The sequence below is a fragment of the Cohnella fermenti genome (assembly GCF_004801405.1).
Taxonomy (GTDB): Bacteria; Bacillota; Bacilli; order Paenibacillales; family Paenibacillaceae; genus Cohnella; species Cohnella fermenti.
Genome location: NZ_SSOB01000064.1, coordinates 1 through 17,409, shown reverse-complemented (window position 1 = coordinate 17,409; position 17,409 = coordinate 1). Strand labels below are relative to the sequence as shown.

Below are 17,409 nucleotides of genomic sequence, written 5' to 3'. Positions count from 1 at the left end.
ATTCGTACATGTATTTGTCTGCATTATTCGGCGACCCGAGCGACTTCGGGGGTTCTTCGGGGATGCCGGGGCTCGTTACGTTCTTTATCGTGATCGTAGGACTTGTTGTCGTAGGGGGCATTGTGCTGAGCGTAGGCAAGGGAGTGACCGTCTGGGCGGAGAACAATGCGTCCGAGGTGCTGTCCCGCCCCTGTCGAGTCGTCGACAAGCGCACGCAGGTGTGGGGAGGCTCCGGCGATTCCGGCGCGAGCACGAACTACTACATCACATTCGAATTCGAGGACCGCGAACGGGTCGAACTGCCGGTGAGAGCGAATCAATACGGCTTGATCGCGATAGGGGATCGGGGCGTGCTGACGCACCAAGGCACAAGGTTCAAGGGCTTCGAGCGCTCGCTGGAAGCTTAAGAGAGAAGGGGGGGATGCTTCGGTGCGTCGTTTCGGAGTGCGTTGTCTCGGAGTGTGTCGTTTCGAAGTGCGTTGTCTCGGGATGGTAGCTCTTGTCCTGATTTTGCCGGCGCTCCTGGCCGGGTGCTCGAAGGCGGACGGACAGAAGGGGGCGAGCGTCACCTTGGAATGCATCCAGGTATGCCTGACAATGGCGGCCCCGCCCTTCGTTTCCCGCACCTACGAGGATGGGAAGGCGCTCTCGCTTTTCCGGGAGGCGATTGACCGCGCGGGCCCCATGGAGAGGGTCTTGGATTACGGAGCGATCTTCCGGATGATCGTTCGAGGGCAGGACGGTGCGGAATCGTCGTACCACCTGAACATCGCGAACACCGACAGCCCGCAGAACGGCTTGCTCCTCAAGCTTCCGAACACGGAGCAGGGGTATCGCATCGACGAGACGACGAGCAGGAAGCTGATGGAGCTGATATACGATCAAGCGGATTCCGGACAATTTGGAGAAGAGGGGCAGTGACTTATGTTCGAATATATTTTCGTAGAGACGTCGCTTGGCGGGTTCTTCTCGGAGGCGACCCACCAGGAGACGATCCGCGAGTATGCGAAGCAAGGGTGGCGGCTTGTCCAAGTGCTCCCGACCAATTACAACGGCCACGGCAAGCCGACCCATTACGAGATCATCTTCGAGCGGCCCGCTCAAGAGGAGTGAGCCACTCCCTCCTCCCTCCTTCCCGTCGGTCCCGACTCTTCGACTTGCTGACCGCCAGCCGTCAATTCGCCGAACTAACCGCGGACTCGCTTCCCTATTGACTCGCTATCCTGCTCACTGACTTGCGTACCGCCAATTCGACGTTCATTAACTTGCCAACCGCTGGCTGCCGCTAACTGCCAACTAATCAACAATCGGCTCGCCAGTCACCAACCATCAACCATCAACTCGCGAATCGCCAACTTACCAACCGCAACTTGCCAACTTACCAGCCACTAACTCGCCAACCGCCAACTCGCTGACCGCCAACCGCCAACTCGCCAACCGCCAACTCGCTGACCACTAACTCGCCAACTCGCTGACCGCCAACTCGCTGACCGCCAACTCGCTGACCGCAACTCGCCAACTCGCCGCCGACTCACTCCCGCCTCCCGCGCGGGCCCGCTGGGTTGCATCGCCGCGAAACAATCCCCTTGCCGCTCGCAGCAGGGGGATTGTTCGGAGTATCGGAAGATAAACGAGGCAGGGGGAGGCTGCGGATCAAGTCGAAGTCGAGGTAGTCGGTGGAGACAAGGTGCTGCCGGAATTTATGTGAAATTTCACATTCGCGCAGCTCGGTAACGGGGGTTTGGGACGATTATATGTGAAAAATAGCATACATAGAGAAAATTCCGGGCCGAGGTGCCGGATATATGCTAAAAATCGCATAAAATGCCGCGATCTACCCGCAATCCGAGCCGTCGAATGCTAAAAATCACATAAAATCGTCTGCAGCGTTGGTGCCGATTGGATAATGCGAGCGGCGCCGGGTGGAGCGGACGACGCGAATATTAAAAAGCCGCCAGGGGATTCCCCTGACGGCTTGCCGCGAACGCGCCTGGCCTTGCCTCGCCTCGCCCTGCTGCGCAGCCTCATTCCGCCGGCTCGGCGGCTTCGTCGTAGCCTTCGAGTGCGGCTTCGGCGGACACAGCCGGCTCCGGCTTCGACCGGATGAGCCGGTCCGTGATCGCCGGCACAATCAAGAAGAACGCATAGGCGAGCGTCATCCAGACGGAGAACGCCTGATGCTGCCCTGCGTCGAACTTGCTGAACACGCTGTCGCGGTTCCAGAGCACGAACGTGTTCAGCAGCAGGCCGATCGCCGTGCTGAGATAGCCGAGCCGGGTTGCCGAACCGGGCTGGCGGAACAAGCGCAGACGCACGACGAGCGAGATGCCGATCAGCACAAGCACGGTCAACGCTTCGAGCAGGAATAAGGAAGCCCCGAACCCGGCGTCCTCGGTGCTGACGAGCAGCCAGTCTCCGAACAGCAGGAAGAACAGCAGGGAGACCGCCCACATGGCAAGTCCCAGTCCGGTTAGGATCAACGTTTGACGCAGCATCGCTCGACTTCCTCTCCCATTGGCTTGATAGTTGTCAGTTGGTTCGGTGTTGGTTGGTTAGTTGTCAGTTGTCTGCCGGAACCCGGCTGCGAAGCACGGTGAAGCTGCCGTCCAGCGAATAAGCGCCGAGCGTCGCCGGCAGCAGGAAGCAGTCGCCCGCCTTCGCCGCGATCGACTCCGAGCCCCAGCCGATGGCCCCTGCGCCTTCCGCCACGATCAGAATGTCGAAGCTGGCGGGCGACGTCTCTTGGCTCCAGGAGCCGCTGACGACTCCCTTGGCGGTGACGAAGTACGGGGACTCGGCCAGCGTCAGCCATTCGTTCGGCTTCGCTCCGTCCGTCTTCATGCGGGTTGCCCCGGCGCCCTCGTAGGCGGTAACGTTCAGCGAGTCTTCGACGTGAAGCTCGCGCGGCTTGCCGTCCAGCCCCGGACGATCGTAGTCGTACAGGCGATAGGTCGTATCGGAGTTCTGCTGAATCTCCGCGACGAGCACGCCCGCGCACAGCGCATGCACGGTGCCCGCCGGGATGTAGAACGTATCGCCCGCCTGCACGGGCACCTCCTGCAGCGTGTCCATGATGCGGTTGTCCGCGATCGCGGCGGCGAACGAGTCGCGCGTCACGCCCGGCTGCAGGCCGTAGATGATTTTGGCGCCCGGCTTCGCGTCCAGCACGTACCACATCTCGGTCTTGCCGAGCTCGCCCTTCGGCAACCGCTCGTACGTGTCGGTCGGGTGAACCTGAACGGACAGGTCGTCGTTGCAATCGAGCAGCTTGATCAGCAGCGGGAAGCGCCCGTTGCCGGAACGGCTGCCGGCGGAGCCGAACCATTCGGCGCCGAGCTTCTCGCGGATCTCGTCCAGGCCTTGGCCGGCGAGTTCGCCGTTCAGCACGTGGGAGACGCCGTTCTCATGGTCGGCGATCACCCAGCCCTCGCCGATATGGCCTTCCGGAACGTCGTACCCGAACTGCTCGAGCGCGCGGCCTCCCCACACTCTCTCTTTGAACTCCGGCTTGAAGTGAAGCGGATAAGGTTTGATTGTCATTGTGTTTGTCCTCCTCGGGTGGATTGGAAAAATTCGATCGATTCTCCGTCGGGACCGTGGAAAAAGAAGTAGCGGCTTCCGTTCGGCAGGCGGGTAATCTCGGAGTCCAGCGCGGCAACGCCGAGTCCGGCGAGCCGTTCGTATTCCTCCTCGATATCGTCGACGGCGAAGGCGACGTGATGAACGAGGCCTTCGGGGTGAACGTCGCCGTCATACCCCTCGATCAGCTCGATCTCGGTAGCCCGCGAGCCGGGGAACGACAGGAACGCGAGCCGGATGATCCCGTTCGTGTGAGTGATCGTCTCCAGGTGCTCGAGTCCGATCACCTTCGTGTAGAATTCGATGGACGTCTCCAGATTGCCCGAATGGATGCCGACATGCTCGATTTTGCGTACAGCCATGGTTGTTCCACTCCTTCGTTATATCTCTTCTGCTTATCTCTTGCGGACGGCGATCAGATACGGCGCGCTCGGCTTCTGCAGGAAGCGGTAGAGGGCAGCCTGGGCGACATCGCCCGGCAGCGACGCGCTCCACGCCTCCACGGCCGCTGCTTCCTCGCCGCCGCCCTCGTGGCCGGGATAGACGACGATCGTCGTTATCCCGCCGGGAGCGAGCAGCCCGAGCGCCGCCTCGAGCGCGGCCAGCGTCGTCTCCGTCTGCGTAATCAGCTTGCGCCCCTCATCGCCGGCGGCGGGGAAGTAGCCGAGGTTGAACATGACGGCCCGAACCGTTCCCCTATGCTCGGGGGCAACCAACTCGGCCATCCGCTCGTGCCCGGCGTGCAGCAGCTCCACCGGAGCCAGGCTCGGGCGGCGCGGCTTGCTGCGGAATTCCGCCTTCCGGCCGTCTTGCTGCCCGCCGCCTGCGGCATTCCCGCTGCCGCCTGCCGCCGCTTCCCGCAGCCTCGAGCGCGTCGCCTCGAGCGCCTCCCGCTGCACGTCGAACGCGTATACCCGGCCGCGGGGGCCGACCGTCCGGGCGAGGAACAGCGTGTCCACGCCGCCGCCCGCCGTCGCGTCGACGACGACCGAACCCGGCGGCGCATGCTCGCTTGCCCATCGCTGCGCCATCGTCAATACCGAGAGGAAGCCCATCTTATCTCTCCTTCCGGTACAATTTGCCCTGCCACGTGCCGCGGCGGATCAGCTCGGCGTCGATCCCGTTCAGCACCGGCCACTTGTCGAGACTCCACATCGGGCCGATGAGCAGATCGCGCGGCGCATCTCCCGTCAGCCGGTGAACGATCATCTCCGGCGGCAGCAGCTCCAGCGTATCGGCGACGAGACCGATGTATTCGTCCCGCTCGAGGAAGCGCAGCAGTCCTTCCTTCCATTGGCGGACCATCGGCGTCTTGCGCATGAGATGAAGCAGGTGGATCTTGATCCCCTGCACGTCCATCCGGGCGACCCGGCGGCCCGTCTCCAGCATCATCTCCCGATCCTCGCCGGGGAGGCCGTAGATGATGTGGGCGCAGACGCGGATGCCACGGGCGCGCAGCCGGGCGACCGCGTCCTCGAAGCAGGCGGTATCGTGGGCGCGGTTGATCAGCTTCGAGGTCGACTCGTGAACCGTCTGCAAGCCCATCTCGAGCCACAGGTACGTTCGTTCGTTAAGCTCGGCCAGGTACTCGACAACATCGTCCGGCAGGCAGTCCGGCCGGGTTGCGATCGACAGGCCGACAACGCCCGGCCGGGCTAGAATCGTCTCGTAGTACTCTCGCAGCTTCGCCAGCGGGGCGTATGTATTCGTATAGGCCTGGAAGTAGCCGATGTACTTCGCATTCGGCCACTTCTTGTGCTGGCGGTCGCGAATCTGGTTGAATTGCGCGATCAGGTCGTCGCGACGGCTGCCGGCGAAGTCGCCCGAGCCGCGGGCGCTGCAGAACGTGCAACCTCCGGCGGCTATCGTCCCGTCCCGATTGGGGCAGGTGAAGCCGGCGTCGAGCATAACCTTCATCACCTTCGTGCCGAACTGCTCGCGCATCTCGTGATTCCACGTGCGGAACCGCTTGTTGTCGCTCCAGACGCGGGGCTCGAGGGCCGTGAATGCGGACGTGGTCTCCATTGTCTTCATAACCGCTCCTTGCTGTGCATACCCTAACCGTATTGTACCGAAAAAAACCGCCATTGGCGAGAACGAGAGACCTGTCCCGATAAAAGCTTTTTGGTGCCCGGGCGGTTTCCGATAAAGATGTTTTTGGCTGGGGAGGCGCGGAAAATAGCGCTTACATCTTGCAAAACCTAACATGAACTGTTATATTAAAAGTGCGCCAAATCAACAAACATAGCTGACATGAACCTATATACGCCGCTGAATTTTTTTCCAGTCGCCAATTCCCGGGAATTCGTTCCCACAACCATTTAATCAAGAGGAAGCGAGAGGTGAGGATCATGATGAACTCGGTGAAGATCCCTCAAGGAGACGATACGATGAAGATCGAGCTGACCATCAAGGAAGCGATGGCGCTCGCGGGCATCAAGTTCCACAGCAACCATACCGTCGAGGTGTCGGCGAAGCGCAAGCTGCAGGACGCCTTGGACGCGCAGTACCATATCGAAGAACCCCGTCCGCTCAACTAAGGTCCTGTCCCCATATGCTCCGACAAGCCGTCGGTTGTCTCCTTCGGGAGCGGCCGGCGGCTTCTCTTTACTTTTGCGAAGAGATTCGGCACAATAAGTTGTCGGTTTAAATGTACGGAAGGGGCAATGGCGATGCGGTTGCGGGGCAAGAAGAACAAGGTTAGCTTGGAGAGCCAGACGGATCTGGTCGTGCTGGAGCCGAAGCTGTGGAAGGGCAAGTGGCGGGAGCTGTTCGGCAACGATCATCCGATTCATATCGAGCTCGGCATGGGCAAGGGGCAGTTCATCAGCAGGATGAGCGCGAACAACCCGGCTATCAATTATCTTGGAATGGACATGTTCGACGAACTGCTGCGGATCGGCAGCCGGAAGGCGCGTACTCTATGGAAGGAGGAGAAAAACTCCGAAGAAGTGCCGAACCTCTTCCTCGTTCGAGGCAATGTCGAGCATCTGGAGGAGATGTTCGAGCCGGGCGAGCTTGAGCGAATTTATCTCAACTTCAGCGATCCGTGGCCGAAGTCGAAGCATGCGAAGCGTCGGCTGACGTATCATCGCTTCCTCGACATGTACAAGAAGGCGCTTAACGAGAAGGGGGAGATTCACTTCAAGACCGACTCGCTGAGCCTGTTCGAATTCTCGCTTAACAGCTTCTCGGATTCGCAACTTCAGATGAAGAATATCTCGCTGGATCTTCACCGGAACGGCCTCCGCGAGGATCTTGTTCTGACCGAATACGAGACGAAGTTCTCCGGCCAGGGGATGCCGATCTATCGTCTGGAAGCGGTCGTCGGCAGCGCGGCGGTCGAGACGCACCGCGCCCGCGTGGCCGAGGAGATGAAGCGTGCGCAGCGGCGCGCCGCGGAAGAGGAGAACGCCGACGCAGGCGGGGCGAACGAGGAAGGGACATCGGGCGAAAAGGCTGCAGGAGAGCTTTCGGAGACTTGATTCGGGATTCGGGGAGAGGAGGGGACGCGGGGATGAAGTCGCTTGTTCTGGCGGAGAAGCCGAGCGTTGCCAAGGAGATTGCGAGGGTGCTCGGCTGCGGGCAGACGAGCCGAAGCTATATGGAGGGGCCGAACTACGTGGTGACGTGGGCGCTCGGCCATCTCGTTACGCTGTCGGAGCCGGAGGATTACGATCCGAAGTATCGGACGTGGAACCTCGAGGAGCTGCCGATCCTTCCGGAGCGGATGAAGCGGAAGGTGATGAAGGAGACGGCGGGCCAGTTCCGCGCCGTGAACGAATTGTGCAAGCGCTCCGACCTGGGCGAGCTCATTATCGCGACGGACGCGGGCCGGGAAGGAGAGCTTGTCGCGCGCTGGATCATGGAGCAGGTCGGCTGGCGCAAGCCGTTTAAGCGGCTGTGGATCTCCTCGCAGACCGATCAGGCGATTCGCGAAGGCTTCCGGAATCTGAAGCCGGGCCGCCAATACGACCCGCTGTACCGATCGGCGGTGTGCCGCGCGGAAGCGGATTGGCTCATCGGGCTGAACGTGACGCGCGCGTTGACGACGAAGTACGACGCGCAGCTCGCGGCCGGGCGTGTGCAGACACCGACGCTGGCGACCCTGATCGATCGGGAGAGGGATATCCGCGAGTTCGAGTCGAAGCCTTACTGGACGGTGACGGCCGACTTCGGCACCTTCTTGGCGCAGTGGCGCGAGAAGGACGGACACGACGGCCGGATCTGGGAAGAGGACCGGGCCAAGGCGATTGCGGATCGGGCCGGCCGCGGCGGCTCGGCCAAGGTCGAGAAGCTGAGCACCTCGGAGCGAAGCGAGCCGTTCCCGCAAGCGTACGACCTGACCGAGCTGCAGCGGGACGCGAACAAGCGGCTCGGCTTCTCGGCGAAGACGACGTCGAACGTCCTGCAGAAGCTGTACGAGCAGCATAAGCTGGTCACGTATCCGCGCACCGATTCCCGGTATATCTCCGGCGATATCGTGCCGACGCTGAAGGCTCGTCTGGACAGCATCGCGGTCGGCCCTTACGCAACGCTCGTCCGCAGGCTGCTGCGCGGGGCGCTGCCGACGTCGAAGCGCTTCGTCGACGACTCGAAGGTAAGCGACCACCACGCGATCATCCCGACCGAGCAGTACGTCAATCTGTCGGCGCTCTCGCCCGACGAGCGGAAGCTGTACGATCTGATCGTCCGCCGTTTTATCGCGATTTTCTATCCGCCGTATCGCTATGACGAGACATCGGTCGTGCTGGCGGTCGGAGGAGATCGATTCTACGCGAAGGGCCGGATCGAGAAGGATGCCGGCTGGAGAGAAGTGTACGCCTCCGGATCGGCCGGCTTCGCGGGAGACGATTGGGAGGACGACGGAGAAGACGAGGAGAATGCGGAGCGGTCCGAAGCGCGGCAAGGCGCACAGCAGCTTCCGCCGCTCAGCTTCGGTTCGTCGCTTCCGCTTAAGGCATGCCGCTCGAAGGAGCTGAAGACGCAGCCGCCCGGACGCTATACCGAAGCGGGATTGCTGGCCAAGATGGAGAAGCACGGGCTCGGCACGCCGGCGACCCGCGCGGACATCATCGAGAAGCTTCTCTCCACCGATACGATCGAACGGAGACAGAATCGCCTCTCTCCGACCGGCAAGGGGAGCCAACTGTACGAGCTCGTCGTGGACGAGCTTCGCAGTCCCGACATGACCGCGAAGTGGGAGGCCGAGCTCGAACGGATTGCGAAGGGGAGCGGCAATCCGGACGCGTTCATGACCGGCATCCGGGAGCGCGCGCGCCGGTGGGTCGAGGAGATCAAGCGGGAGACGCGCGAATACAAGCCGCACAACCTGACCTCCTACCGTTGCCCGGAATGCGGCAAGCCGCTTAAGGAAGTGAAAACCAAGCGGGGGCGCTCCTACGTCTGCTCCGACCGCGAATGCGAGTATCGCCGCTCGGCGGAGCCGGCGTTGACGAACCATCGCTGCCCGCAATGCCACAAGAAGATGGAGATTCGCGACGGCAAGGCGGGCAAGTACTTCCAGTGCCGCCCGTGCAACGTGGTCGAGATGGTGGGCGACAAGCCGCGCGGCCGCGCCGGCAAGCAGGAGCAGCGCGCCCTGATCGAGAAGTACAGCGACGCTCCGGAGCCGACGAACCCGCTCGCGGAGAAGCTGCTCGCCGCGCTGAAGCGGCAGGAGGAATAGCGGGCTTTGCCAGGGGTGCCGGATTCGTCGGTACAGCCGGGGAAGTCGGGTTAGCGGATTAGCCGGATTAGCCGGATTAGCTGGATTAAGTGGATTGGCTAGACTAGCCGGGTTGGCGGGATTGGCCGAATTAGCGGGGGAGCAGAGGCCCGATTGGGACTCACAACCCGGATATGTGCAGGGGAATAATCGCCTTTCCCGCAGGCTGCGGCCGGGGATGGGCGATTATTGCCGATTGAGAACCGCCACTGCCCCTTTAAAGTCATAGGCCGAGCCGTGACGTAACGCCCCATTCGAAACCGTCGAAACTTCCTAGACTCCCGAAATCGTCGAACCCTTCAAACCTCGCAAACCTCGCAAACCTCGCAAACCTCGCAAACCTCGCAAACCTCGCAAACCTCGCAAACCTCGCAAACCTCGCAAACCTCGCAAACCTCGCAAACTTCTCAAGCCTCTCAAACCTCCCAAACCTCCCAAACCTCCCAAACCTCCCAAACCTCCCAAACCTCCCAAACCTCCCAAACCCCCCAAACCTCCCAACCTCTCAAACCCCCTTGAAATCCCCGAACCCGCCGGAAATTTATGTGAAATTTCACATTCGTGAAGCTCGCCAACAGGCAGTTTGGACGATTTTATGTGAAAAATAGCATATATAGAAAAAATTCCAGCCCGAGTTGCCGCATATATGCTAAAAACCACATAAAACGCCGCGATTCCTTCCGAACCAAGCCAACGAATGTGAAAAATCACATAAATCGCAAGAGTCATCGGACCAGATGAGCGAATTCGTCTCTCGTTCGCTGATCTCTGTCGCTCATGAGCACAATTTGGTTACTCTCATCCTCCATTCGTCGCTCCGTCCCGCCAATGTGCGCAGTTAAACTACCTTCTTCCCCCCATCACCGCTCCGTTTCGCTCATGAGAGCAGTCTGGTTACTCTCATCCTCCATTCGTCGCTCCGTCCCGCCGATGCCGCGTATCAGCCGAAGGAGAAGAGGGGGACGGGAGCCTGAGCGAACGGGAGAGTTGGCGTAATGGAACGCAGGGAGCCTGAGCGAACGGGAGAAGCGACATAATGGAACGCAGGATTAGTTTGGGTTGGTTAGACTGGCGTCCGAAGTTTCCCGCATAGACATGTATAGACGCCCCGATCTTGAATGACCCGGTTCCTGAATGACCCTCCACTGGATCATGCAAACTAAGCGAGAACAACGATGCCAAGGCCGAGGCGAGCAGCCGGAAGGAGAAGGTTCGCAATGAGAGATCTGATTAGCAAGGCCGTATCGCTTGGGCTCGGGATCGCGGTAGCGACCAAGGAGCAGGCGGAGAAGCTGGTGGACGAATTGGTCAAGAAGGGCGAGATGAGCCGCGCGGAATCGTTCGCCTTCGTCGATGAGCTGCTGAAGAAGGGCGAGGAGACGCAGAGCAAGGTGGAGGCGCTCGTGCAAGAGAAGGTGCAGAAGGTCGTCGGCGACCGGAAGTGGGCGACCCGGGAGGACATCGAGCGGCTCGAACGCCGTCTCGACCAACTGCTCGACCGGCTCGAGAAGAGCGAATAGCGCGCGAGGCGGGATAGAAGGGGGGAGGAGAGAGTGGGGAGGAGAATCCGTCATCTTCAGCGGGTTCGCGAGATTGCGTCGGCGTTGCTTCGCTACGGCTTCGGCTACCTCGTCAAGGACCTGGGGCTGTCCGAGCTTGTACCGTACCGGGCACTCTGGAAAAAGCGGCATGTGGACGAGGATAGCGCGGACAAGAGGACGCTCGGCATTCGGGTCCGGATGTTCCTCGAGGAGCTCGGGCCTACGTTCGTGAAGCTGGGCCAACTGGCCGGCTCGCGGAGCGATCTGCTGCCCGAGCACATCGTGGCGGAGCTGAGGAAGCTGCAGGACGACGTGCCCATCTTCCCGTTCGAGGAGGCGGTGGCGATTATCGAGTCGGAGCTCGGGGAGAAGCTGGACATCCTGTTCTCCGAGTTCGAGGAGCGCCCGGTGGCGGCGGCCTCCATCGGCCAGGTGTATCTGGCGACGCTGAGCTCGGGGGAATCGGTGGCGGTCAAGGTTCAGCGGCCGAATATCCGGGCGATCGTGGAGACCGACCTGGATATTCTGGCCGAGCTGGCCGGGCTGGCGGAGAAGCGGCTTGATTGGGCGAGGCGATACCGAATCCGCGAGATGGCGGACGAACTGGGCAGGGCGCTGCTCGCGGAGCTTGATTACGACAAGGAGCGGCGCAACGCGGAGAAGTTCGCCGTTCTCGGCTCGTCGATTCCTTATCTGCACATTCCGGCCGTCTATCCCGAACGGAGCGGCAGCCGAATTCTGACGATGGAGCGGGTGGGCGGCATCCGGCTGTCGGATAAGGATATGCTTGCCGCCGCCGGCCATTCGCCCGCGGAGATCGCCGAGCGCTTCGTCTCGATTATCCTCCACCAGGTGCTGTTCGACGGATTTTTCCACGGGGACCCGCATCCGGGCAATGCCCTCGTTCTGGAGGACGGCCGCATCGCGCTGCTTGACTTCGGGATGGTCGGGAAGCTGAGTACGACGACGAAGCTCTATTTCTCCTCCCTCGTTATCGCGCTTCGCGGGCAGAGCACGGAAGGCGTTCTTCGCGCGATCGCCAGGCTCGGCTTGATTCCGGACGGCGCCGATCGGGAGAAGCTGTATGCCGACGTGGATGAGCTTCGGGAGCGGTACTACGGGGTTCCGCTCAGCGAGGTCAGCTTGGGAGACGCGATTCGCAGGCTGATGGAGGTGGCGCGCAAGCACGATATTCGGATTCCGTCCGAGATGACGCTGCTTGGCAAGACGCTTCTGACGACGGAGGGAGTCGCATCCGGGCTCGACCCGACATTCAGCATCCTGAAGGTCGCCGAACCGTTCGGGCGAAGGCTGCTGCGGCACAAGATCAATCCGATTCGGGCGCTGAGACAGGCGGGAGAGAGGCTTCCGGGGGCGATCGATTGGCTGTGGGACGCGCCGGGCAAGCTGAAGGAGCTGCTGACGCTGGCGCAGCAGGGCAAGATCAAGCTCGAGCTGTCCATGCCGGAGACGGAGGCGCTCATGAAGAAGCTGGACCGCATCGGGAACCGGCTCTCGATCAGCATTGTGCTGCTGTCGTTCAGCATCCTGATGGTCGGCCTGATCATCGGCTCCTCGATCAACAGCGAGAGCAGCATCACGATCGGCCGCATTCCCGCGATTGAGATCGGCTTCGCCGTCGCGGGTTCGATGCTTCTTTGGCTTCTTTACTCGATTTTCCGATCGGGTCGTTAGACAATCCAGAGAGAGACGAGCAGTGCCGTAGAACCGCCAAGAAGTGCCCCCGCCAACGTATCGCTTGGAAAATGAAGGCCGAAATAGACGCGGGAGAGACCGATGCCGATCGCGAGCGGAAGCAGAAGCGGAATGAGCAGCGGTTGGGCGAGCATCCAGGGCGTGAGCATGGCGAAGCCCGCCGTCGTATGACCGGAAGGGAAGGACGGGTCCTTCAGCGGGCGGCGGCCCGTCATGGCTTGCGGATACACTTGGTACGGACGCTTGCGGGGAACGCTCCGCTTCGCAAGGAAGACGGGCACGTGGCTGATCGCCACGGCGGCCAGCGCCTGCCAGCCCGCGAGGCTCCACGCCCCTCTGGCGAAGATGCCGGCGGCGGCCGAAGAGAGCAGCGCGAACGTCGCTCCGCCCATCAAGGTAAGCAAGGCGAACAGACGGTTCAGCGCCTCGCGGTTCCAACGTTTGTTCACGTGCAGGAAGAGAGGTCCCTCTATCTCGTCGAGCAGGCGGTACAGTTGGGTCATGCCGTTCCTCTCCTTTTCCTCTGAGCTGTTATTGCCATTCTATCGTATATGGCCAGTGTTGCGAAAGTATCAACGCAATTGCAGGGCATTGTAAATCGTTCTCCGGCAGGGATTTGACATTCTCCTGACACGCCGATAACGTCGCTCTCTTACGATGGAAGCAATGACGAGGAGGCGATGAACGCATGGAGGAGCTACGAATCGCGTTGTTCACCGATACTTACTCTCCGGAAGTAAACGGCGTTGCGAAGACGCTGGAGAGATGGACTGCCTATCTGCGCAGGCAAGGAATTGCCGTTCAGGTATTCGCCCCGTCGCGCCCGAGAGGAGAATCGGCGCCGCAGGGGGCCGCGGAGAGGCTCGCGAGCGTTCCCTTCTTCCTCTATCCCGAATTGCGGCTGTCCGTGCCCGTGTCGCCCGCGGCCGAGCGCAAGCTGCTCGACTTCCGACCGACGCTCATTCATGTCGCCACCCCATTCGGCACCGGCATGACCGGCAGACGTCTGGCGCTGAAGCACGACATTCCGCTGATCGCTTCCCACCACACCCACTTTGTTCGCTACCTTCCGTATTACAACCTCCAATGGATGGGCAGACTGTTATGGAGATATTTGTATTGGTTCCACCGCCCGTGCGATCGCATTCTCGTGCCTTCGCCTTCGGTTCTGGAGGAATGCAGCAAGAAGGGCTGGAGCGGCCTTGACGTATGGAGCCGGGCAATCGACACGTCCGTCTTCCATCCGGGGGCCGATCGGGCCGCGGTGCTGGAGCGGGCGGGCATTCCCGCCGACCGCTTCGTTGCGCTCAGCGCAGGCAGGCTGGCGCCGGAGAAGCAGACGGAGGTCGCCGTCGAAGCGGTCGCCCGCTTCGCGGAACGCGCCGGAGTCGAGCCTTGGCTCGTTCTGGCCGGAGAAGGTCCGGCGGATGCCGAGCTGCGGGCATTGGCCGCGAAGCTCGGTGTCCGCGCCGTCTTCCTCGGCTCCGTTGCTCAGGCGGAGCTGCAGAGCTGGATGGCGTCGGCGGACGCGATGCTCTTCCCCTCGCCGACCGAGACGTTCGGCAACGTCGTCTTGGAGGCAATGGCCTGCGGCTTGCCCGTCATCGGCGCGAACGCGGGAGCCGTGCCGGACACGCTGAAGCATCGGGTCAGCGGCCTTCTGTGCGCACCGGGACAGCCGGACGAATTCGCAGACGCGCTCGCCGAGCTTCACGGGGACAAGGCGCTCCGGGAACGGCTCTCGCACGAGGCGCTGCGGACGGCCCGGTCGAAGTCCTGGGACGAGGTGTTCGGCGGGCTGCTCGCCTGCGCAGTCGAAGTCTCCTCCGGGAAGAGCCGCGAGCGGGACGTCATCTCCGTCTGAAGCGGGCGAACGGATCGGCAAGGAACAACAACACACAAAGAGAACGGCGCCGGGAGCCTTCCCACACATAAACCGAAGGAACCGGCAGACAGCCGTCGCGAAAAAGGGGTTCAGGGGGTAATACAACTGAATATGTGGAATAAAGCGTTTATGGCTCTCCAACTGATCTTCGTGCTGATCGGCACCTACCAGGTCGTTCTGTCCCTGTTCGGGTGGCATCGCAAGAAGGAGCAGATTACGCACAAGCCGACGAAGTCGTTCGCCCTGATCGTGGCCGCCCACAACGAGGAGGCCGTCGTCGGCGCGCTCGTCGAGAATCTGCTGAAGCTGAGGTATCCGCGTGAGCTGTACGATCTGTTCGTTATCTGCGACAATTGCACCGACGGGACGGCGGAAGTCGTCCGCCGGTATCCCGGCGTCTACGCCTATGAGCGGACGATGCCGAACAAGCGCGGCAAGGGCTTCGCCATCGAATGGATGCTGAAGGAGCTGTGGAAGCGTCCGCGCAGCTATGACGCCGTCGTCATGTTCGACGCCGACAACCTCGTGGCGACGGACTTCCTGTCTTACATGAACGAGGACCTGCTGAACGGCTATCGCGTCATCCAGGGGTATCTGGACACGAAGAACCCGCACGATTCCTGGGTGAGCGCCGCGAACGGGATCAACTATTGGTTCTGCAATCGGCTCTGGCAACTGCCGAGGCACAACGTCGGCCTCGCGAATTACCTCGGCGGGACGGGGATGTGCTTCGACGCCTCCCTGCTGCGGGAGATGGGCTGGGGAGCGACCAGCCTCGTGGAGGACCTGGAGTTCACGGTCCGCTGCATCCGGAAGGACGTCTACCCGAAGTTCAACTTCGATGCCCGGGTGTACGACGAGAAGCCGATCACGTTCCGGGCTTCGTCGCGCCAGCGCCTCCGGTGGATGCAGGGACACTTCGATGTCGCCCGGAGATACATGCTGCCGATGCTGTGGCAGGGAATCCGCGAGCGGAGCTGGATCAAGCTGGACGCTTCTCTGTATATTTTCAACGCGTATAATTTCTTGATCGGCTCGCTGCTGACGGTTACGCTGTGGCTCGATCGACTGCTGCCCGGGGCGCCGCGGCTCGACTCCGTCTATTCGCTGCTTCCGGCCTGGTTCGCCGTTCCGGTGTCCCTCTACATCTACCTGCAATGTCCGCTCGCGATGCTGCTGGAGAGGGTGAACTGGAGAAGCTATGCGAGGCTGCTCACGTTCCCGCTGTTCTTCCTCTCCTGGTGGCCGATCACCTTCTGGGCGTTCTTCACTCAGAACAACAAGACGTGGAGTCACACGCAGCACTCGCGGGTGCTGCGGCTGGAAGAGGTGCAGAGCAAGCGGATGGGGGCGGAGGGGACGAATTCGGCTTGACACGGTATCGCCCGCGTGATATATTGCTTGAGTGACTGTTCTAATCATCAGCACGCACAAGCAGAAGCACCCGCTTCTCACCTGCCCGGCAACGGTCGGCTGGTTTGCGTAGCCGACGTCCCGGCGGCGAAGGAGCGATCCTCGCGAGCCCATTAACGTTTGCGACGGAATGCGGGTCTTCGCGACTCGCATTTTTTTGTTTGTGTATAAGCAGAGAAGAACATGGCAACTCAGTCCCATATGGAGGTGGAACATTATCAGCAAGGATCATCAAATCAATGAGGAAATCCGGGCCAAGGAAGTCCGTCTCGTCGGATCGGAAGGCGAACAACTCGGCATCAAGCCGTTCCGCGAAGCTATGCAGATGGCTATCGATGCGAACATGGATCTGGTGAACGTGGCGCCGCAGGCGAAGCCGCCGGTATGCCGCATCATGGACTACGGCAAATTCCGCTACGAATCGCAGAAGAAGGAAAAGGAAGCCCGGAAGAATCAGAAGATCGTCGACCTGAAGGAAGTTTGGTTCCGTTCGAATATCGAGGAGCACGACTACCAGACGAAATTTCGCAATGTCGTGAAGTTTCTCGGAGAAGGCGATAAAGTCAAATGTTCCGTGCGCTTCCGCGGTCGTGAGATTGCCCACTCGAACATCGGCCTCAAGATCTTGGAACGCGTCGCTAACGAAGTGGCAGACATCTGCACCGTTGAGCGAGTTCCGAAGTTGGAAGGCCGCAGCATGATCATGATTCTGGCTCCGAAGAGCCACTAATGACAGGAGGACAATACAGATGCCTAAGATGAAGACGCACAGCAGCCTGAAGGATCGTTTCAAAGTTACCGGAACCGGTAAAGTGAAGCGCTTCAAGGCTTACAAGAACCACTTGTTGTCTCACAAGTCCGGACGCCAGAAGCGCGTTCTGAGCTCGCAGCCGCTGCTGGCTCAAGGCGACTACCGTCGTCTGCAACAACAAATCGGCAACCTGAAGTAATCGACTACCAGATCGCGCGAGCGATATTCATATTCGGGAGGTAATGAGCAATGGCAAGAGTCAAGGGCGGATTCGTCACACGCCGCCGTCGCAACCGTGTTCTTAAGCTGGCTAAAGGTTACTGGGGCGCGAAACACCGCCTGTTCAAGAAAGCTAACGAGCAAGTCCTGAAGTCCCTGACGTACGCATACCGCGACCGTCGCCAAACGAAGCGCAACTTCCGCAAGCTGTGGATCGTGCGCATCAACGCAGCCGCTCGTCTGAACGGCTTGTCCTACAGCAAGCTGATGCACGGCCTGAAGCTGGCCGGCATCGAAGTGAACCGCAAGATCCTGGCCGACCTGGCCGTGAACGACATCGCTGCGTTCAACAGCCTGGCAGGAACTGCCAAAGAGAAGATCAACGCGTAATTCGCGTCTGCGATAAAGAACCGCCTTCGCCCGCTTGCCGGGAGGGGCGGTTTTTTGTTCACATAATAGAATTTATAACTTTTCGGGTGTGGAGTGGGTCTTCACGTTCTCTTTGTTGTTTGGTACATTTGAAACATGGAGCCGAATATTCTCAAGCGAATTTTGTTCGATGAAAGAGGCCACTGGG

Annotated in this window: 19 protein-coding genes; 13 read left to right on the top strand and 6 right to left on the bottom strand. The window is 60.8% G+C overall.

Going from position 1 to position 17,409, the window contains the following annotated elements; genetic code table 11:
- The first annotated feature begins 8 nt into the window (after positions 1-8).
- The 3 genes from E6C55_RS30865 (at position 9) to E6C55_RS30855 (ending at position 1,113) form a co-directional block, all read left to right on the top strand.
- Entirely contained in the window at positions 9-407 is a 399-nt protein-coding gene (locus tag E6C55_RS30865; RefSeq protein WP_230986932.1) for a DUF2500 domain-containing protein, read from the top strand.
- Between the two features lie 82 nt (positions 408-489).
- Positions 490-921, top strand: a complete 432-nt coding sequence (locus E6C55_RS30860; protein ID WP_136373691.1) for a hypothetical protein — start codon at positions 490-492, stop codon at positions 919-921.
- 3 nt (positions 922-924) lie between these two features.
- Complete coding sequence (locus E6C55_RS30855; protein WP_136373690.1) at positions 925-1,113, top strand: DUF4177 domain-containing protein; 189 nt, start codon at positions 925-927, stop codon at positions 1,111-1,113.
- 911 nt (positions 1,114-2,024) lie between these two features.
- Here the strand turns inward: E6C55_RS30855 and E6C55_RS30850 are convergent.
- The 5 genes from E6C55_RS30850 to E6C55_RS30830 all read right to left on the bottom strand — a co-directional run bounded on the left by E6C55_RS30850 (position 2,025) and on the right by E6C55_RS30830 (position 5,613).
- Positions 2,025-2,495, bottom strand: coding sequence for a hypothetical protein (locus E6C55_RS30850; protein WP_136373689.1), 471 nt, complete (start codon positions 2,493-2,495; stop codon positions 2,025-2,027).
- Positions 2,496-2,559: 64 nt separating this feature from the next.
- Positions 2,560-3,540, bottom strand: a complete 981-nt coding sequence (locus tag E6C55_RS30845; protein WP_136373688.1) for a type I phosphomannose isomerase catalytic subunit — start codon at positions 3,538-3,540, stop codon at positions 2,560-2,562.
- The gene (locus E6C55_RS30840; protein ID WP_136373687.1) at positions 3,537-3,941 is read right to left on the bottom strand and encodes a VOC family protein; all 405 of its coding nucleotides are present in this window, start codon (positions 3,939-3,941) and stop codon (positions 3,537-3,539) included. The genes E6C55_RS30845 and E6C55_RS30840 overlap by 4 nt, the downstream gene beginning before the upstream one ends.
- A 33-nt stretch (positions 3,942-3,974) precedes the next feature.
- Entirely contained in the window at positions 3,975-4,634 is a 660-nt protein-coding gene (locus tag E6C55_RS30835) for a tRNA (mnm(5)s(2)U34)-methyltransferase (RefSeq protein WP_136373686.1), read from the bottom strand.
- A 1-nt stretch (position 4,635) separates the two neighbouring features.
- Positions 4,636-5,613 carry a TIGR01212 family radical SAM protein gene (locus E6C55_RS30830; RefSeq protein ID WP_136373685.1) on the bottom strand — a complete coding sequence of 326 codons (978 nt, stop codon included), beginning with the start codon at positions 5,611-5,613 and terminating at the stop codon, positions 4,636-4,638.
- A 317-nt stretch (positions 5,614-5,930) separates the two neighbouring features.
- On the opposite strand from E6C55_RS30830, the gene E6C55_RS30825 reads away from it, so the two are divergent.
- The 5 genes from E6C55_RS30825 to E6C55_RS30805 all read left to right on the top strand — a co-directional run bounded on the left by E6C55_RS30825 (position 5,931) and on the right by E6C55_RS30805 (position 12,543).
- A complete protein-coding gene (locus E6C55_RS30825; protein WP_136373711.1) occupies positions 5,931-6,119 on the top strand; it encodes a hypothetical protein in 189 nt (62 codons plus the stop codon).
- A 132-nt stretch (positions 6,120-6,251) separates the two neighbouring features.
- Positions 6,252-7,064, top strand: coding sequence for a tRNA (guanosine(46)-N7)-methyltransferase TrmB (gene trmB / locus E6C55_RS30820; protein WP_136373710.1), 813 nt, complete (start codon positions 6,252-6,254; stop codon positions 7,062-7,064).
- A gap of 32 nt (positions 7,065-7,096) precedes the next feature.
- Entirely contained in the window at positions 7,097-9,268 is a 2,172-nt protein-coding gene (locus tag E6C55_RS30815) for a DNA topoisomerase III (RefSeq protein WP_136373684.1), read from the top strand.
- A gap of 1,256 nt (positions 9,269-10,524) precedes the next feature.
- A complete protein-coding gene (locus E6C55_RS30810) occupies positions 10,525-10,827 on the top strand; it encodes a phasin family protein (protein ID WP_136373683.1) in 303 nt (100 codons plus the stop codon).
- Positions 10,828-10,860: 33 nt separating this feature from the next.
- Positions 10,861-12,543, top strand: a complete 1,683-nt coding sequence (locus tag E6C55_RS30805) for an ABC1 kinase family protein (protein ID WP_136373682.1) — start codon at positions 10,861-10,863, stop codon at positions 12,541-12,543.
- Here the strand turns inward: E6C55_RS30805 and E6C55_RS30800 are convergent.
- Positions 12,540-13,067, bottom strand: a complete 528-nt coding sequence (locus tag E6C55_RS30800) for a phosphatase PAP2 family protein (RefSeq protein ID WP_136373681.1) — start codon at positions 13,065-13,067, stop codon at positions 12,540-12,542. The two genes, E6C55_RS30805 and E6C55_RS30800, sit on opposite strands and share 4 nt — an antisense overlap.
- A gap of 185 nt (positions 13,068-13,252) precedes the next feature.
- Here E6C55_RS30800 and E6C55_RS30795 point away from each other — a divergent pair, with 185 nt between their 5' ends.
- The 5 genes from E6C55_RS30795 to rplT all read left to right on the top strand — a co-directional run bounded on the left by E6C55_RS30795 (position 13,253) and on the right by rplT (position 17,222).
- Positions 13,253-14,428: a glycosyltransferase family 4 protein gene (locus tag E6C55_RS30795; RefSeq protein WP_136373680.1), complete on the top strand. Its 1,176-nt coding sequence runs from the start codon at positions 13,253-13,255 to the stop codon at positions 14,426-14,428.
- A gap of 132 nt (positions 14,429-14,560) precedes the next feature.
- A complete protein-coding gene (locus E6C55_RS30790) occupies positions 14,561-15,823 on the top strand; it encodes a glycosyltransferase family 2 protein (protein WP_136373679.1) in 1,263 nt (420 codons plus the stop codon).
- A 169-nt stretch (positions 15,824-15,992) separates the two neighbouring features.
- On the top strand, positions 15,993-16,592 hold the full coding sequence (infC, locus tag E6C55_RS30785; RefSeq protein ID WP_136373678.1) for a translation initiation factor IF-3: 600 nt from the start codon (positions 15,993-15,995) through the stop codon (positions 16,590-16,592).
- A 19-nt stretch (positions 16,593-16,611) separates the two neighbouring features.
- Positions 16,612-16,812: a 50S ribosomal protein L35 gene (gene rpmI / locus E6C55_RS30780; RefSeq protein ID WP_136373677.1), complete on the top strand. Its 201-nt coding sequence runs from the start codon at positions 16,612-16,614 to the stop codon at positions 16,810-16,812.
- A 50-nt stretch (positions 16,813-16,862) separates the two neighbouring features.
- Positions 16,863-17,222: a 50S ribosomal protein L20 gene (gene rplT, locus E6C55_RS30775; protein WP_136373676.1), complete on the top strand. Its 360-nt coding sequence runs from the start codon at positions 16,863-16,865 to the stop codon at positions 17,220-17,222.
- Positions 17,223-17,409: the final 187 nt, after the last annotated feature.

Excerpts from the sequence above, each read along its gene's own strand:
- E6C55_RS30865 (WP_230986932.1), top strand. The coding sequence starts at position 9 with ATGTATTTGTCTGCATTATTCGGCGACCCGAGCGACTTCGGGGGTTCT.
- E6C55_RS30860 (WP_136373691.1), top strand. The coding sequence starts at position 490 with ATGGTAGCTCTTGTCCTGATTTTGCCGGCGCTCCTGGCCGGGTGCTCG.
- E6C55_RS30855 (WP_136373690.1), top strand. The coding sequence starts at position 925 with ATGTTCGAATATATTTTCGTAGAGACGTCGCTTGGCGGGTTCTTCTCG.
- E6C55_RS30850 (WP_136373689.1), bottom strand. The coding sequence starts at position 2,495 with ATGCTGCGTCAAACGTTGATCCTAACCGGACTGGGACTTGCCATGTGG.
- E6C55_RS30845 (WP_136373688.1), bottom strand. The coding sequence starts at position 3,540 with ATGACAATCAAACCTTATCCGCTTCACTTCAAGCCGGAGTTCAAAGAG.
- E6C55_RS30840 (WP_136373687.1), bottom strand. The coding sequence starts at position 3,941 with ATGGCTGTACGCAAAATCGAGCATGTCGGCATCCATTCGGGCAATCTG.
- E6C55_RS30835 (WP_136373686.1), bottom strand. The coding sequence starts at position 4,634 with ATGGGCTTCCTCTCGGTATTGACGATGGCGCAGCGATGGGCAAGCGAG.
- E6C55_RS30830 (WP_136373685.1), bottom strand. The coding sequence starts at position 5,613 with ATGAAGACAATGGAGACCACGTCCGCATTCACGGCCCTCGAGCCCCGC.
- E6C55_RS30825 (WP_136373711.1), top strand. The coding sequence starts at position 5,931 with ATGATGAACTCGGTGAAGATCCCTCAAGGAGACGATACGATGAAGATC.
- trmB (WP_136373710.1), top strand. The coding sequence starts at position 6,252 with ATGCGGTTGCGGGGCAAGAAGAACAAGGTTAGCTTGGAGAGCCAGACG.
- E6C55_RS30815 (WP_136373684.1), top strand. The coding sequence starts at position 7,097 with ATGAAGTCGCTTGTTCTGGCGGAGAAGCCGAGCGTTGCCAAGGAGATT.
- E6C55_RS30810 (WP_136373683.1), top strand. The coding sequence starts at position 10,525 with ATGAGAGATCTGATTAGCAAGGCCGTATCGCTTGGGCTCGGGATCGCG.
- E6C55_RS30800 (WP_136373681.1), bottom strand. The coding sequence starts at position 13,067 with ATGACCCAACTGTACCGCCTGCTCGACGAGATAGAGGGACCTCTCTTC.
- E6C55_RS30795 (WP_136373680.1), top strand. The coding sequence starts at position 13,253 with ATGGAGGAGCTACGAATCGCGTTGTTCACCGATACTTACTCTCCGGAA.
- E6C55_RS30790 (WP_136373679.1), top strand. The coding sequence starts at position 14,561 with ATGTGGAATAAAGCGTTTATGGCTCTCCAACTGATCTTCGTGCTGATC.
- infC (WP_136373678.1), top strand. The coding sequence starts at position 15,993 with ATGCGGGTCTTCGCGACTCGCATTTTTTTGTTTGTGTATAAGCAGAGA.
- rpmI (WP_136373677.1), top strand. The coding sequence starts at position 16,612 with ATGCCTAAGATGAAGACGCACAGCAGCCTGAAGGATCGTTTCAAAGTT.
- rplT (WP_136373676.1), top strand. The coding sequence starts at position 16,863 with ATGGCAAGAGTCAAGGGCGGATTCGTCACACGCCGCCGTCGCAACCGT.